The following is a 15,389-nucleotide window of genomic DNA, read 5'->3' as shown; positions in this document are numbered from 1 at the left end:
TTATAATCAGCGAAGAATTCAAAAAGGCTTGGATTTTAAGACACCAAATCAAATGGCAGAAGACTTTTATCGGTTAGCTGCCTAGAATCTCCCAAGTGAAAGTCTCCTGCTAATTCAGCACACATCACAATTTTGGATGAGTATTTGGCTGATGGTGATTTAGGTTATGAAGTATATTCTGAACCTAAGCAAATGATATCTTGGGATACAACGTACGAGCAGTTAGAAAAACTAGGTTTGGTTGAAGCTTATTTTGCTGAATATGGAACTCAATATTTACGGTTTATTTATAAAGTGAGAATAGAAGGAATTGTTGTTGATCAATTAGAGTTATATGCAGAAAATGTAATTTATAATAGGCCAGTGCAAGAATTCTTTGTTGATTTATATGATGAAACTAATACCGATGCTAGTTATAAGGAACTACGTGAATTGTGGTTAGACGAGGATATTGATGTTGATCAGTATGGTTGGGAAAGGCAAGATCAATATTATTTGAGATTTGTTTTTGCCAATGGTATCGATGCTTCAATTTGTTACACCTATGATGAAGAGTCTGGAGATGATGATGGCAGTACATCACTCCATTTTTACAATAATCGAACATATGAATATTTTTTAGAAAACAACGAATATGAAGAAAATATTGAGATTACTAAATTTATATTATTTAAAAAGAAAATTGATTTGAATGTGAATCATATTGAGCATGATGGAGTTAAGTATATTCCTAAGAAAGTAAAGGAGTTAATGGGTGAGAATAGTGGAATTTGGTTGGACTATTTGAATAAAAAAATAGGTTTTGTTGGTGTAGAACGTGCACTAATTTTAGATATTAATCAGATTATAAACTTTTCATTTCAAAATATTTTACCAGCAAGAGGGCCAGGTTACTCAGATTTTATAGTTCACTTTAAATCTGGTGATTATTTAACCGTTTTTAATGATGATACTTTTTATTTTGATCAATTCTCAGAGCAAGTGAAAAAAATGACACACAAAAACGTTCAAATACCAGAAGCATATCCTAATTGCTAGTATGGAATATTTGGTAGGAATCTGTTAATTAGTTTTTGCAATTTTAAGAATCTAAAGTTAAATTTTCGATCAGTTAACACATTTAGGTAAGAGCTTGAGTTTAGGATTGACCTTATGGCTTTAAATTTACTAAAAACTGCTGTAGGTGTATGGATCTCATTTACCCAACTGTTAAAGTTCCGAGACAAAAGTTTCTCTATTGTGAAATTCTATTCTGTATAACTTGCATATGTTGCATTAATGAATTGCGGTTCCTTATATGGATCTGAAAAACTAAAGACTACTGATTGAACTTAGATAAATTTAGACGTTTCCTTAAACGTGCACGAAAAAAGCCGGTCAGATGATCGGCTTTTTTTTATCTATAAGTAGTCATATAAATACTAATCATACAGACAATGTTAATTAGCAATGTAGTTGATTTTCTGATGTTAAGTTTTTACAAAAATTAGATATAAGTCTTTTAAAATTAATCGTATAAATTTTTTATTTTAATCATAATTATGGGCGTTAGAAAAGCTGGGGTGGTTATTCCCTTTAATGGCAATCAACAGGATATTGAAAGACTGATAAATGATTGGCTAGTTTATTTTGAAGAAAACTCAAAATCTGCATTAGATATAGAGTGGCTGACGGATCATGTTGTTTGTATCAATAGTGCCGGATTAGCGCATTTTGCTTTTACTGAACCTGAAAAATGGAGCAGCTTGCTGAGCAGTGGGTTACCGATTAAATGGATGATATTCTTTGATTTTGCAGACACAAATTCAAGCTATAGCTATGCGCTTTATAAAGAGGGTGCAGAAATTAGATGTGTCATTCAAGCGGAAGAAGATGAACTTTACATGGATGGGCAAATACAAGATTTTGAAAAAGAATGGTTAAACTTTTCAACAAGATATTTATACGAATATGTTGAAAATGGCAAAATTCAAAAAAAATGGATGACTGATTTAAACAGTTTAAAAGAAGAGATCAATGAAGATTTGGAAAGCTATTATCAATATTATTATTTTAGCGAAAAGGATCATTTAATTTATCATACTCAATTGGTTCGGCTGTTATTGATTGAACTCTTTAAAATCTATGTCGGTTTTGAAATCTTTGATAGTGATTATAATCCAGTAAAGAAAATAAAGTTTAAGTATAACAATCAGCGTACTTATGATGATTATTTAAGTTTAGCATCAAGAGGGGATATTGCAGCCCAAATTAAATTGGGTGAAATGTATGAAATGGGATGCGGCGTCGAAAAAAATGATTTAACAGCACAAGGATGGTATCAAAAAGCGGTTGATCAAGGGGATGATGCGGCGATGCTGAAGTTAGCAGCGCTGTTGTTCAAAAAACCATGTAAAACAGAGGTTCATATTGCTTTAGATCTACTGAATCAGTCAGTGGAAAAGGGAAATATAAACGCAAGAACGGCCCTTGCTGAAATATATGAAAAGGGCGAAATTCTTGATCAAGATTATAATCTAGCTATGAACTTGTACAAGCAATCGGCAAAACAAGGCTGTGCAATTGCTCCCTATAAAATTGGCTTAATGTATGAGCTAGGCAATGGCGCAGCTCAAGATTTAAAGATGGCGAAACGCTGGTATCACCAAGCGGCGAATGCTTTTAATCAAGATGCAGAAATTCGATTGCAGAAATTAATCCAGCATTTTAATGCTTAAGCCATTCATTTAAATTATTCCGTATTAAGGAGATCATTTCTGTCTTTTGTGTTCTATATCTTTATCTATTGCTATGAAAATAAATTGAATACATGAGCGCAATATTTTGACCAAATCATGGAAAATATTAAATAAATATAAAAAAAGCCGATCCATTGATCGGCTTTTTAGCTTCACTTTGCGATTAAGACTTTTGTAAAAATTCTGTCGCTAATTTTAAAAACTCTTCCGGTTTTTCATATACGGCCAAATGTCCGGTTGCCGGTTGCCGGTTCAGCATATTCAGCATGTGAAATCAGATCTATAGCATATTGGACCATACACTCGGGTGCATATAATCATAATTACAGCCATTCACTAATGTTTGTTTGTTGATTTTTTTTCGCTGTCTCAGTCACATCGGTATGAATCTACAACTCAGCTTGGTGGGTAAATCTTTCTCAATTATTGGTTTGCAGCGTATTTTCTAAGGTTTGCGCCATAGTATTTTCACACCATGCCAAGGTAAAGTTGGCGCTAAAACCTGTTTGAATAATAGTGCTCAACATCGCTTTAGAGTTGCTCTGTACCTAACTCAAATTAAAGCTTGGTACGTGCATCAACTTTAGGATAAGGCGCCAATAACACAACAAAAATTACATTTTCTGGATATATTCTGCTGCGGAATATATCCAGAAAATGTTGTGTAATGAAAAGCTCATTAAACCGAATGGTGTAACATAAGTGGTTTCTGCAGCTGCAATCACTTATTCAAATAATTGAGCAATTGCTAAATGCTGATCATCAGGTTGTTAGCTTGATATCATCCTTTTGAATGCATCAAAACATGACATGTTCAAATGACGCTGATTTACGCAAATGATGGTTGATTCTGATGGGCTTAGCCATTTTTATTGTGATTTTCTCTTTTTTTAAAGATCAATATTTACGGCAAGAGATGATTAATTTTGTATTTATTCAGTGCAAATACCCGCAACAAATTTGTATTTCATTATAAAAAATCATGCCCTTGATGTAAGATAAAATCCATTACAGATTATATGTATTTCGAGTGAATTTCCTAAATTCGAATACTTGATAAAAAAGGAAGTAAGCATGCAGCAAGAAGTCATCATTGTCGGTGGTGGTATGGTCGGTTTAAGTCTGGCACTCATGTTGGCCAAAGCCAAAATTGGCGTAAAACTTTTAGAAGCCATTAAATACCCAAATTATGATGATGCAAACCTTGCGCCTTATCACTCTAGTTTTGATGCGCGAAACAGCGCCTTGTCACGCCGTACGGTGCAGATTTATCAAGAACTTGGCCTGTGGAGTGCTTTGCAGGAGCACGCCACGCCTATCTTAGAAGTGAATATTACAGAGCAAGGCAGTTTTGGTAAGGCACGACTCAAAGCAGAACAAGAAAAAGTCGAAAGCTTTGGACAAGTTATTGAAAATGCATGGCTCGGCCGTGTGTTGCTCACAGAAGTCAAAAAAGAACCGCTGATTGAATTAATTGATGGCGTACAAGTGACTTCACTGACGCAAGATGCAGACTTTGCATATATAGAAGCACAGCGTGCTGAAGAACAGCTCAAGCTGCAATCTAAAATCGTGATCGCAGCAGATGGTCGTGACTCATTCTGCCGTAAAGCCTTAGGTATTGGTGCATCGGTGCATGACTATGACCAAGTGGCGATTGTCACTACGGTGCAAACCTCTAAACCACATGGACATGTCGGTTTCGAGCGCTTTAGTCCGCTCGGTCCGTTAGCGCTGTTGCCACTTCCGGGTGAATACCGCCGTTCAGTGGTTTGGCCAGTGCCTAAAGGAACTGAAGGCGAGTGGATGGGTGATGAAAATGATCAGCATTTTTTAGATGCCTTACAAGAAACTTATGGCGACCGTGCAGGTAAATTCCAAAAAACGGGTAAACGTTTCAGCTTCCCATTGTCCCAAGTGCTTGCAGAAAAACAAGCTGTCGGCCGTGTAGTGCTGATGGGCAATGCAGCGCATACCATTCACCCAGTTGCTGGTCAGGGTTTTAACTTATGTATGCGCGATGCCTATGTACTGCGTCGTTATTTAACAGAGCAAGTTGAAAAAAATGCCGATTTGGGTGATGCAGCTATGCTGCTGGATTATGAAAAATCGCGCCTGACCGATCAGCAGCGGGTGATTAAATTCTGTGATTCAGTTGTACGTGGTTTTAGCAACCAGAACCCAATTTTAAAATTGATCCGTAATACAGGATTAGTTGCCTTTGACACCATTCCGGGTATCAAGCCTTTGGTCGCGAATTATGCAATGGGGCTAAAAGCATGAGTTTCAATCAAACAAATGTACTGGATGCCGTGATTGTCGGCGGCGGCTTGGTCGGTGGCTTAACGGCATTGCTGTTGGCGCAAGGCGGTGTGCAGGCTACGGTATTGGATGCAGCACCTATTTTGGATGCAGAAAAAACCAAAAGTGTTGCGAATCCTCGGGTTTTGGCGCTCAGTCAAGCCACTATTCATTTACTCAAGACCGTGGGCGTTTGGGAAAAGCTTGCCCGTCAGCAGCCTTATACTGGTATGCAGGTGTGGAATAAAAATGGCTATGGCGAAATCAATTTTGGTCATGTGGCAGAGCAAACACCATCTGTTGAGCAAGCTTTAGGTTCAATGGTTGAACCAAGCATATTGAATTTAGCCATTCAAGAAAAAATGCTAGAACAGCTTGAAGACTACCGAACCCAAGTTAAGGTCAGTCGAGTTGAGCGTGGCGTTGGTGTGTGGATCATTCACCTCGCAGATGGTACTCAGCTCAAAACAAAACTGGTGATAGGTGCAGATGGTGCAAACTCATTTGTCCGTGAGCAAGCTTTCATCGATCTAGATGTCTTGGACTATAAACAGGCGGGTGTGAGCTGTGCAATTAAAACCGCCCAACCGCATCAGCATGTAGCGCGTCAAATTTTCTTAGAAACTGGGCCTTTGGCATTTTTGCCGATGGCGAGTCTGAAAAAAGAAGAAAGCGGTTATTGGCAATCCATTGTGTGGACCTTACCAGATGATTATGCCGATGAATATGTCGCTTTATCCGATGTGGAATTTACTGCGTTGCTCACTCGAGAAAGCCATCACATGCTCGGCGAGGTCTTAGAAGCAACACCGCGTGCTAAATTTCCATTGAAAGCGCGAGCAGCACAGCAATATGTGCATGATGGTCTAGCGTTGATTGGTGATGCGGCCCATGTGATTCATCCGCTTGCAGGACAAGGCGTGAATATTGGTTGTTTAGATGCAGCAGTGCTTTGCGATGTGCTTTTGACCGATAAAAAACGTGGTGTGTGGGCACATGAACAAAGTTTGAAGCGCTATGAGCACCGTCGTAAAGGGCAAAACGATGCCATGATGCATAGTATGTCCGCGATTGGTTGGTTAGAAACCACCACTTTTTCACCTGTGGTGTGGGCGCGAAACTTTGGTTTAAAACAAGTGGAAAATCAGACTGTTCTAAAAGATGCGTTTATGGCTCAAGCCAATGGTCTGAGTATTTTAAAAGAGACAATCTATGCAGCTTAGGTCAAAGTCAGATATTTTTTAGACAGTCGTATAAACAAGGTTACGATTTTGATTAAAAAAGATACGATTTTTTGATTGTGGGTACTAGTCGAAATGCTCAGAGATTGCTAAATTTCTGTTAATTTAAAACCAGCCATTCGCTGGCAAACAGAAGTCATTCGCGGGGAGAACACAATGACTGATATGAATGATTATGATGATCCAGAAGATTCAGTAGTTGATGAAGATGAAGCACAAGCAGCTGAAAAAGGTGCAGGTGACGCAGCTGATTCTGCCTCTGATGGTGACACCTCTGAAGCTGAAACATTAACAGTGACTGCAAAACTAAAACAACGTCAGGCGCTTGAAGATGAAGTTGCTGCGTTCTTAGCGCGTGGTGGTCGTATTACCGAAGTCCCTCCAGACGAATCGGCAAAAGATTAAAAGTGAAAAAACACCACGTCATGTGGTGTTTTTTTTTGCTTCATTCGCTTGTGCGATGATGAACGTCATTCATTTTTTAACTAAGCATGTTTAGTTTTGACGTTGTGAAGTCATTTTAAGTCGTCTTTGGCTTCATATATTTACGGCTGATCGCGTAAATAGGATAAAACACAAAATGCAGTAAAAGCAAAAACATACAATTGATAATGAATGCAGCAATATACGGTGGTGCATGCATGGCTGCTACAGCAGCAACAAAAGATTGAAAAAGTAATACCGCACTCAAAACGACATAAGCCCAATAGCGATGCCTATACCAAAAATGGCTCAGTTTCAGTAAATTACCGACTACAAAATAGAGGGAATAATATCCACAGACCATCGCAATCGCGCTATGATCGGCCGTCATTTGCTCGCCACTAATATAGTGCGGATAGGGTTGAATGCCAGTATAAATAATATGTGCAAGAGCCGTGAGCCAAACCAGATTAAAGAGAATGAACACCAGCGGTTTTTTGACAGACAGATTTATGGACATGTTATAAGCAACTTTTTTTCATTCTATTTAAATTATTGTATGGGATAGCTTATAGAACCCGTAGGTCCCATAAGCGGTTCAAATTAAAAATAAAAAAAAATTAAGCTTAATCGTTCGCTTGGGTTAACTCTAAAGCACGTTGATAGGCCACTTTCTTTTTAATCCCAGTTAAATCAGCAGCCAACTGAGAGGCAGCTTTAACGGACAAGTCTTGAAGTAAACGCGTCAACAATTTGTCTAACTTTTCTTGCTCTAGGTCTTTTTCTTCGGTCGCACCACCAATCACTAAAACGATTTCGCCTTTTTGCTGATTATGATCAGATTCGACAAAATGAACCAATTCACCTAAAGACATTTTTTTAATGGTTTCAAATGTTTTAGTAATTTCACGTGCAAAGCCTACAGGACGATCGGCACCAAAGACATTCGACATATCTTTTAGGCAATCCACAATACGGTGCGGCGCTTCATAAATAATCATGGTTTGAGTTTCGTCTTTCAGTTTTTCTAGTGCTAAAAGACGTTGTGACTGTTTAGAAGGTAAAAAGCCTTCGAAACTAAAACGGTCACTGGGCAGACCGACAGCACTGAGAGCTGCAATGGCAGCACAGGCACCCGGCACAGGAATGACACGAATATTTTTTTCTTGTGCAGCACGAACCAGTTTAAAGCCGGGGTCACTGATCAATGGTGTGCCTGCATCACTAATCAGCGCCATATTTTCACCCTTTTCTAGGCGTTCAATGAGCTGGTCTATTTTGTTGCTTTCGTTATGGTCGTGACAAGCAGTTAAAGGCGTATTGATACTAAAATGTTTAAGTAATTGTGCGGAAGTTCGTGTATCCTCGGCGGCAATAATTTTAACCGACTTCAATACCTCAATTGCACGATAACTAATATCATCTAAGTGCCCGATTGGAGTTGCAACAACAAATAACTGAGCACTCATAGGTTTCTCCATGTTGGATAATAAGAACAAAATTTTGGGTCTTTGCCTTTTAAGCAGTCTGTTTACTGCTGCACAGGCAGACGTCTTGGTCATTCTACCTGAATCTGGCCCTATGGCGCGAGCCGCATCCAGTATTAAGCAAGGTTTCAATAGCGCATATCAATCGTCAGACTACAAAGTGCCCATTAAGTTTGTAGATTCAAATCAAAAGCAAATTGCAGCGATATTGAAGCAACAGGTAAATAAAAAAACTCAATTGGTGATTGGCCCTTTAGCACGCCAAGATGTTGAAGCACTTGTAAAAGCAAAGCCTAAAGTCCGCGTGTTGGCTTTAAATGAAACGACCAGCCAAATTCCAAACGTCTGGCAGTACAGTCTATCGAAACGTGATGATGCTTTAGCACTCCAAAAAGTCTTCGAAAAAGACAAATTAGCGCAAGTGTTAGTGTTACGTCAGCCTGCAACTGAGGCAGAACATGAATTATTGCTCATGTCCTTAATCAGCCAAAGTTCAGTGCCGATTCAAGTGGTTGAACAGCTCCCAACGAAGCTAGACAAAAATCAAGGGGTGCTGTTGCTGGGCAATAATGAATGGTTAAACAGTCAAAAAAAACTACCTAAAGCAAAACTATATACCGTTGCCAATGCGATTGAAGCCACAAAGCCCATTCCTGTAGGGCTGAAATTTTGTGATGCACCTGCCTTGCATGACGCACGTTGGCCTGACCTGATCCGAGCTTATGAGGAAAATCCAGTAGATATGCCATATCAACGTCTTTTAGCTTTTGGCGGAGACACATGGCATATCGCAAAACAATATTTGCAAGAACCGAAATTAAAAAGCATTGAGTTTCAGGGACGAACAGGGCTAATCAAAATTAGTCAAAACAATATTCAGCGTGTTCCTCACTGCTATGAGCGAAGTAAAAAAGGCATCGTGGCAATCTCACTTTAGGGATGAAATGATGCAGCTAAACTTAGAGCAGATGAATTTGGGACAGATGAATCTGGGGCAGTGGGCAGAACGGCAAGCGCTGCGTTTGGTTGAGCAGCAAGGCTATGTACAGGTGCAACAGAATTATCATAGTCGTTATGGTGAAATTGATTTGATCATCACACGTGGTCAAGAATTGGTGTTTATTGAAGTTAAAGCTCGTTCGCATACCCGTTATGCCCAAGCCATCGAAAGTATCTCTATTCATAAACAACGTAAGATGATGAAGACTGCGTTGCATTTTTTAAATGAACAGTCACATTTTCAAAATTATTATTGTCGCTTTGATGCAATTTGTTTTGATTTTTATCAACACTTTGCAAAAACACTACAGCAAGACTTTTCTAAATACCCGTATCATCAGCAATGGATTGAAAATGCTTTTACTTTTGATCAAGAGTTGATTAATCTTTGATAGAACAAACTGTGTAAACGCATAGAAAAATACGTGTGGAAATTTGAGGAGTCGTGCTGAGTGGTTAAGCGTATTGCAATAACGATGCTTTGTGTCGCAAGTTTATCTGGCTGTGCGAGTTTTATTTCGAATGGAACAGGATCAGCACCTGTAGGAACTGAAAGCGGCGCACGCTCATTGGGACAAGTTTTTATTGACTCTTCCATTGTTCGAACAGCAAAAATTAACTTATATAAATTAGATACTCGTTTTAAACAGTCACGTGTCAATATTGAAAGTTTTCATGGCAATGTCTTATTGACTGGGCAAGTGCCAGATAATCATTTAAAAGAATTGGCAGAAGAAAATGTCCGTTCAATGAGTGATGTCAAAACTGTACATAACTATATTACAGTGGGTAATCAGATCAGCTATAGCACCATCATGCAAGATACTGCGGTCACTGCGAATACCCGTGGTTTGATTATGAAAGCGCCTGTGGTATCTGACAGCAAAGTACACATTCATACTGAAGATGCTGTTCTTTATGTGATGGGCCGTTTAAACAGTGCGGAAATCACAGACTTAAATCAAATCTTGCAACAAGTGGGTAATGTAACGCGAATTGTCACTTTAATCGATAATATTGATCAGAACCCAAATCCACGGGCACGTTCAATTAACTCAAGTTACACCACACCTGCTGTAGGTAATGTGCAACCTGAAGTACAAACGCCTGTAGCGATAGATCCGGATGCTGTCGATCCAAATGCTCAATAAAATGTCGGAAATGATGCTGTAAAATATGAATCAATGGTCTCTGCGGCTTCAGCAAAAAATGGATTTGGCTAAATCTTTATACCGAAATTTTCGGTTATATGATTTTGGCAGTTATGCATTAAATCGACTGACACCCAAACAAGGATATCATGTTCAAAACAATATCCCTTATGGTCTAAAAGCGCGCCATCGCCTAGATTTGTATCGCACGTCAGCACCTCGTCAGCAACGTCCACTCATCGTATTTGTACATGGTGGAGCGTGGATGCATGGTGACAAAAAGGACTATGGATTCATTGGTGAAGCTTTTGCCAAAGAAGGCTTCGATGTTGCTGTCATTAATTACCATCTCGCACCTGAATATATTTTTCCGGCTTCAATTGATGATCTTAGCCTTGCATTAAACTATTTGACGCAGTCTCAGCATAAGTTGCAGATTGAAGTGGAAAATGTGGTGTTAATGGGACATTCGGCAGGGGCATTTAATGTCATGTCTGCACTGTATCATCCGACGCCTTATCAGCTACAAGTGAAAGAGAATATTCGTGCAATTGTGGGATTGGCAGGGCCATATCATTTTGATTATAAAGGTGATCCGATTTGTGCAGATGCCTTTGATCAAAATGTACCGTATCAACAAGTGATGCCGTATTATTTTGTTGAGCACAATCAAGTGAAGCATTATCTATTTACTGCGGATAAAGACAATATCGTTGGCTATAGCAATAGTGAAGATTTAGATCGTCGATTAAAAGCCTCAGGCAACCACAGTCAGTTGATTCAAATCCCACGTGTTGGGCACATCACGATGATTGGTTCAGTTTCGAGTTTATTTAGTCGCTTCTTTAAAACCAAAGCTGAAATCATGCGTGTACTCGATGAAATTAGTCCACCTTAATGTCTTTGGTTAAATGATTGAAAATAAAAAAACCGCCAAGTATGGCGGTTTTTTTATTGCATGATTTATTTACTAAAAATAGCTACTTATAACCATGCTTCGGTGTCATCTGCAACAGCAGACCCATGGATGACATGCATAATCATCGAATGGGCGATACTTCCTTTGAACGGAATTTCAGGTAATGCATCAAATTTAAAGAAAGCCGCATCACTTATTTCTTCTTCTTGTAATTGAAGTTCACCTGAAGCATATTCTGCTTTAAATGCGATCATTAAATTACTTGGGAAGGGCCAAGGTTGGCTTGCCAGATATTGAATATTTTTGACCTTCAGCCCAACTTCTTCTTCAGTTTCACGACGAACCGCTTCTTCTAAAGTTTCACCGACTTCAACAAAACCTGCGATCAGCCCATACATTGCCCGGACATTTTTTGCATTTTTTGCCAATAAAATTTCATCTTCACCACGGGTAATGACGGTAATGACACAGGGGTTTACACGAGGGTATTGGTGATAACCGCAAGCAGGGCAAACCATGGCATATTCTGTGGCGTGGACTTGAGTTGCAGTACCGCAGTGGCTACAAAATTTATGATTACGGCGCCATTCTAAGAGTTGAATAGCACGGCTGGCTTGTTCAAATTGCTGAACATTCCAAAGTTGTAAAAGTTGACGAATAGGGATGAGCTGTAAGCCTTCAGGAATTGGCTCATTTTCAAGTAGATCACGGGCAATCACTTGATCACCCGTGCCGATATTTAAATCACTTGCGAGTTGCTCAACTTCGGGAAGTTGAAAGTTTTCATCGACCAGCAATTGCTGTTGTTTGAAGATATACGCAAGTGACAATTTAGACATTAGGCTGCTGCTGATTTCAGTTTTTCGCTACTGTCCAATGCTACCTTAAACATGCCCTGTAAAACAGGTTGTTTGTTCTTTAAATTGTCAATCAACATATCTGCGCTTGCCAATGAATCTAATGCTTGATTCACTTCATTTGCTTCAATCGCAGTTGAAGACTCAACACGTTTCAAAATGAATTGAGCTGTTGAATTCAGCGCATTTTGAGCCGCATCTGCATTGAGGAACAACATCGCACCACCAATTTCACGGAATTGAGTTGCAGTCGCTTCAAGTTGTGTCAAATCTTGGTTTTGTAAATACTGAACCAAAGATTGGCTAGCAGCATCAATTAAAACCTTGGTCTCATTTAACAGAGCAGCGTGTGCTTCATCTAAACGGTCGAGTGAAATATTCATATTATTCACACGAAGTTGTAAGCGGCTAGAAGTGTGATGACGCTCAAGCACACCAATCGAGTTCATGGCAGACAAGATATTGTTCATCAACTGCTGGGCAAAGCTTTCATCTTGTAAAATCTCAGCATTACCTAATGACGCAGCTTGACGCGACAGGTCGTTATACGCTTCATTTAAGTTCAAGACTTTGAAAATATTTGCCAATTCGTTCAATTTCGCTTGAAGTTCTTGGGTTTTTTCAGGCGTCATATTTTGATAGTTAAATTCAATATCATTACGAATTTGTGTCATTTCAGTCGTAACCAATTCACCAATGGTATGCATGGTTTCGAAGTCAGGACCATATAAATGACGACTGAAAACTTGCAATTGAGTGTCGGTGAGAAGGTCTTCACCGATATTTAACTTGCCACGAATATGATGAGAAATGTCATCTTCTTGGCTAATGCTTAGACTTAAGACATTGGCTAAATCAGAAATGGATGCTTTAAAGCGCTCAGTTCCTGCAAAATATTGAGCTATATTGCGTTCAATGCTTACCAAGGTACGTAAACGAGCATCGGTAATTAAGATTTGATCAATTTGATTAAATGCAACAAAAACCAAGTTCCAGTATTGTTTGCTTGGATATTTGTCTGAAAGACCTGCTAAATACGTACCGACCAATTTAATCGCTTGCAAATCCAGCTCAGTTTCTTCTTGTTTAATCAATTTATTCAACGCCAACTTATACAGACGGTGAACGTATTTTGATTTTTCAAGTGCAGGCGCTTGAGGTAGGTCAAAGTCAGGGGTAATACAATCGAGTAGGGACTCAATGTGTTGGCCTTCCGACGTTAAAGGTTTTCCTAAAGACAGCTCTAGACGATTTAGACTGTCCAGCAGGAACTGTGGAATTTTAACTTCACGCAGGCAGATAAATTCGATGTAGCGTTTCAGCATGGTCGTGCCTTCGCTAAGTGCGATGACATCTTGAGTGTTAATTTGCGCAGGGTTCCCCATGATCTTGCGCATTAACTCTGCTGAATATTGAGCGATTTTTGCCAAACTTGGCATATCAACTAAAGCTAGTACTTGAGCACATTGTTCAAATTGAATCAGTGCATCATCAATCCCGAAAGGTAAAGTTTGATCTTCAACTAAGGTGCTGACTGCTGATTCGACTAACTTGATTGAGTTATCAACCTCATTTTTTATTATCAGCAAAGCCGTTGGATCAAAATGGATAGAGGTTTGGTAAGACATGTATCTGCACCTTTCCTAGATGTTTTATCTTGTTTATTAACCGCCCCTTAAGGCGGTCCATGTTTATGGTTTTACTATAGCGTATGTAAGAATTGTTTATATACAAAAAGTAACACGAAATTTAGATTTTATTTCGCAAAAAGGCAAGGTGTACCATGTTTTTCTTCAAATTGTTTGACCCATGTCTCATGGGCTTCAAGTTCATCGGCTGAAGGTAAAATCACGGGTAATTCTATTTCAACAGCGGCGCGGGTTTGCGAACCATCTTCATTTTGCGAGTGGGTCAGGGCATCGATATCAAAGGATACCTGACCACCCGTCATTGCTAGGTATACGTCAGACAGAATTTCCGCATCGAGTAAGGCACCATGGAAGGTACGGTCACGTTGTGGAATTTCGTAACGACGCACTAATGCATCGAGTGAGTTTTTCTGGCCTGGATGCTTGGCTTTGGCCATAGCCAAGGTATCGGTAACTTCGCAAACTTCCGATAAGGCCACAAAACCTGCACGTTTGAACTCCATATCAAGGAAGTTCATATCGAAGGTTGCGTTATGCGCAATGATTTCTGCGCCTTTTAGATAGTCAAATAAGACATCAGCAATTTCAGCATACAGTGGTTTGTCTTTTAGAAAGTCATCACTGATTCCGTGAATATTTTCAGATTCACCGACAGGTTTTTGCGGGTTGATATAAATATGAATTGAGCTACCGGTCAGTTTGCGGTTAATCATTTCCACTGCACCGACTTCAATAATGCGGTCGCCATCTTGGAAATAGAAACCTGTGGTTTCCGTATCCAAAATTAATTGTCGTGGGCCAGATACATCGACAGTTGCTGGTGTAATGACAATCATTGGATGGATTTCAGCAGCTTGCTTAGACTGTGTAGAAGCATCTGGACTCAACGTTGAAGCAGTGTCTGTTGCTTGTTGTTCTATCACAATGTCATCAATCTGCTCTGCGTCAATAGCTGACTCAGCTGAGATTTCTTCTGCTTCATCCTCGCTATCAGCAAATTCGAGTCCAAACGGATCATTTAATAGCCAGTCAGGTTCAGCTTTTTTTTTAGGTACTTCAGCTGTAGATGCTGCTTGTTTGATGCGTTCGAGGGTTTTTTCTGCGCCTAGATTGGCCAATTGATCGGCCATTTCATTTCCCGGATGGCCTGCATGCCCTTTAATCCAGTTCCACTCAATTTCCCGACCCTGACAAGTTGCATCCAGTAATTTCCACAGATCTGGATTTTTAACATCTTTCCAGTTTTTCTTTTTCCAACCATGAATCCACTCGGTTATGCCTTGTTTGACATAGTTGGAGTCTGTCCAAATAATCAGTTTTGCATCGGTCGGACAGTGTTGAATACCTTCAATTGCCGCAGTCAATTCCATACGGTTATTGGTGGTTTCAGCTTCGCCGCCGCAGAGTTTTTCTTCTCCAGTTTCACGGATGATATACGCCCCCCAACCCCCTAAACCAGGGTTGCCTTTACATGCACCATCAACATAAAGCGTGATTGTTTGAGACATAAATCAAATCCGGAGAAAAACGAGCATTCAGAACCGTATATTGTATAACGCAAATGACAGGGAGAAATCCATTTCTGGCGATTTTTTTAATTTCTTGTAACATTTATACTGAATTA

The 15,389-nt window shown here is 39.5% G+C and carries 14 protein-coding genes; 9 read left to right on the top strand and 5 right to left on the bottom strand.

Annotation, left to right across the window (positions count from 1 at the left end):
• Positions 1 to 144: 144 nt before the first annotated feature.
• The 5 genes from FTU16_RS14645 to FTU16_RS14625 all read left to right on the top strand — a co-directional run bounded on the left by FTU16_RS14645 (position 145) and on the right by FTU16_RS14625 (position 6,685).
• The gene (locus FTU16_RS14645; RefSeq protein ID WP_180163547.1) at positions 145 to 1,038 is read left to right on the top strand and encodes a hypothetical protein; all 894 of its coding nucleotides are present in this window, start codon (positions 145 to 147) and stop codon (positions 1,036 to 1,038) included.
• Between the two features lie 503 nt (positions 1,039 to 1,541).
• Positions 1,542 to 2,717 carry a tetratricopeptide repeat protein gene (locus tag FTU16_RS14640; protein WP_180163546.1) on the top strand — a complete coding sequence of 392 codons (1,176 nt, stop codon included), beginning with the start codon at positions 1,542 to 1,544 and terminating at the stop codon, positions 2,715 to 2,717.
• A gap of 1,095 nt (positions 2,718 to 3,812) precedes the next feature.
• The gene (gene ubiH / locus FTU16_RS14635; protein WP_180163545.1) at positions 3,813 to 5,021 is read left to right on the top strand and encodes a 2-octaprenyl-6-methoxyphenyl hydroxylase; all 1,209 of its coding nucleotides are present in this window, start codon (positions 3,813 to 3,815) and stop codon (positions 5,019 to 5,021) included.
• Positions 5,018 to 6,262 carry an FAD-dependent monooxygenase gene (locus FTU16_RS14630; protein ID WP_180163544.1) on the top strand — a complete coding sequence of 415 codons (1,245 nt, stop codon included), beginning with the start codon at positions 5,018 to 5,020 and terminating at the stop codon, positions 6,260 to 6,262. The genes ubiH and FTU16_RS14630 overlap by 4 nt, the downstream gene beginning before the upstream one ends.
• Before the next feature lie 174 nt (positions 6,263 to 6,436).
• Positions 6,437 to 6,685, top strand: coding sequence for a hypothetical protein (locus tag FTU16_RS14625; RefSeq protein ID WP_078189169.1), 249 nt, complete (start codon positions 6,437 to 6,439; stop codon positions 6,683 to 6,685).
• A gap of 115 nt (positions 6,686 to 6,800) precedes the next feature.
• On the opposite strand, the gene FTU16_RS14620 is transcribed toward FTU16_RS14625, so the two are convergent.
• Together FTU16_RS14620 and rsmI are read right to left on the bottom strand one after the other, a co-directional pair.
• Complete coding sequence (locus FTU16_RS14620) at positions 6,801 to 7,223, bottom strand: hypothetical protein (protein ID WP_180163543.1); 423 nt, start codon at positions 7,221 to 7,223, stop codon at positions 6,801 to 6,803.
• A gap of 106 nt (positions 7,224 to 7,329) precedes the next feature.
• Positions 7,330 to 8,172 (bottom strand): 16S rRNA (cytidine(1402)-2'-O)-methyltransferase, encoded by an 843-nt coding sequence (gene rsmI, locus FTU16_RS14615; protein ID WP_078189168.1) that lies wholly within the window; start codon positions 8,170 to 8,172, stop codon positions 7,330 to 7,332.
• A gap of 10 nt (positions 8,173 to 8,182) precedes the next feature.
• Here rsmI and FTU16_RS14610 point away from each other — a divergent pair, with 10 nt between their 5' ends.
• Genes FTU16_RS14610 through FTU16_RS14595 form a run of 4 tightly spaced genes read left to right on the top strand, consistent with a single transcriptional unit; the run spans position 8,183 to position 11,238 of the window.
• Positions 8,183 to 9,127, top strand: coding sequence for a penicillin-binding protein activator (locus tag FTU16_RS14610; RefSeq protein WP_180163542.1), 945 nt, complete (start codon positions 8,183 to 8,185; stop codon positions 9,125 to 9,127).
• A 46-nt stretch (positions 9,128 to 9,173) separates the two neighbouring features.
• Positions 9,174 to 9,581, top strand: coding sequence for a YraN family protein (locus FTU16_RS14605; RefSeq protein ID WP_180117583.1), 408 nt, complete (start codon positions 9,174 to 9,176; stop codon positions 9,579 to 9,581).
• Positions 9,582 to 9,641: 60 nt separating this feature from the next.
• Entirely contained in the window at positions 9,642 to 10,340 is a 699-nt protein-coding gene (locus tag FTU16_RS14600) for a BON domain-containing protein (RefSeq protein ID WP_180163541.1), read from the top strand.
• 25 nt (positions 10,341 to 10,365) lie between these two features.
• Positions 10,366 to 11,238, top strand: coding sequence for an alpha/beta hydrolase (locus tag FTU16_RS14595; RefSeq protein WP_180163540.1), 873 nt, complete (start codon positions 10,366 to 10,368; stop codon positions 11,236 to 11,238).
• An 86-nt stretch (positions 11,239 to 11,324) separates the two neighbouring features.
• Here FTU16_RS14595 and nudC read toward each other — a convergent pair whose 3' ends face one another.
• From nudC to dnaQ, 3 genes are all read right to left on the bottom strand, one after another.
• A complete protein-coding gene (gene nudC / locus FTU16_RS14590; RefSeq protein WP_180011997.1) occupies positions 11,325 to 12,098 on the bottom strand; it encodes an NAD(+) diphosphatase in 774 nt (257 codons plus the stop codon).
• Complete coding sequence (locus tag FTU16_RS14585) at positions 12,098 to 13,744, bottom strand: chemotaxis protein (protein ID WP_180163539.1); 1,647 nt, start codon at positions 13,742 to 13,744, stop codon at positions 12,098 to 12,100. Before FTU16_RS14585 ends, nudC begins: the two co-directional genes overlap by 1 nt.
• 128 nt (positions 13,745 to 13,872) lie before the next feature.
• Positions 13,873 to 15,273, bottom strand: coding sequence for a DNA polymerase III subunit epsilon (gene dnaQ / locus FTU16_RS14580; RefSeq protein ID WP_180163538.1), 1,401 nt, complete (start codon positions 15,271 to 15,273; stop codon positions 13,873 to 13,875).
• Between the last annotated feature and the right edge of the window lie 116 nt (positions 15,274 to 15,389).

Origin of the sequence: Acinetobacter sp. YH12069 (genome assembly GCF_013419675.1) — a bacterium.
Taxonomy (GTDB): domain Bacteria; phylum Pseudomonadota; class Gammaproteobacteria; order Pseudomonadales; family Moraxellaceae; genus Acinetobacter; species Acinetobacter amyesii.
The sequence above is the reverse complement of the archived record's forward strand: the minus strand, read 5'-3'. Positions and strand labels throughout refer to the sequence as shown.

Coding starts and splice junctions, on each gene's coding strand:
- FTU16_RS14640 (WP_180163546.1), top strand. CDS start 1,542: ATGGGCGTTAGAAAAGCTGGGGTGGTTATTCCCTTTAATGGCAATCAA.
- ubiH (WP_180163545.1), top strand. CDS start 3,813: ATGCAGCAAGAAGTCATCATTGTCGGTGGTGGTATGGTCGGTTTAAGT.
- FTU16_RS14630 (WP_180163544.1), top strand. CDS start 5,018: ATGAGTTTCAATCAAACAAATGTACTGGATGCCGTGATTGTCGGCGGC.
- FTU16_RS14625 (WP_078189169.1), top strand. CDS start 6,437: ATGACTGATATGAATGATTATGATGATCCAGAAGATTCAGTAGTTGAT.
- FTU16_RS14620 (WP_180163543.1), bottom strand. CDS start 7,223: ATGTCCATAAATCTGTCTGTCAAAAAACCGCTGGTGTTCATTCTCTTT.
- rsmI (WP_078189168.1), bottom strand. CDS start 8,172: ATGAGTGCTCAGTTATTTGTTGTTGCAACTCCAATCGGGCACTTAGAT.
- FTU16_RS14610 (WP_180163542.1), top strand. CDS start 8,183: ATGTTGGATAATAAGAACAAAATTTTGGGTCTTTGCCTTTTAAGCAGT.
- FTU16_RS14605 (WP_180117583.1), top strand. CDS start 9,174: ATGAATCTGGGGCAGTGGGCAGAACGGCAAGCGCTGCGTTTGGTTGAG.
- FTU16_RS14595 (WP_180163540.1), top strand. CDS start 10,366: ATGAATCAATGGTCTCTGCGGCTTCAGCAAAAAATGGATTTGGCTAAA.
- nudC (WP_180011997.1), bottom strand. CDS start 12,098: ATGTCTAAATTGTCACTTGCGTATATCTTCAAACAACAGCAATTGCTG.
- FTU16_RS14585 (WP_180163539.1), bottom strand. CDS start 13,744: ATGTCTTACCAAACCTCTATCCATTTTGATCCAACGGCTTTGCTGATA.
- dnaQ (WP_180163538.1), bottom strand. CDS start 15,273: ATGTCTCAAACAATCACGCTTTATGTTGATGGTGCATGTAAAGGCAAC.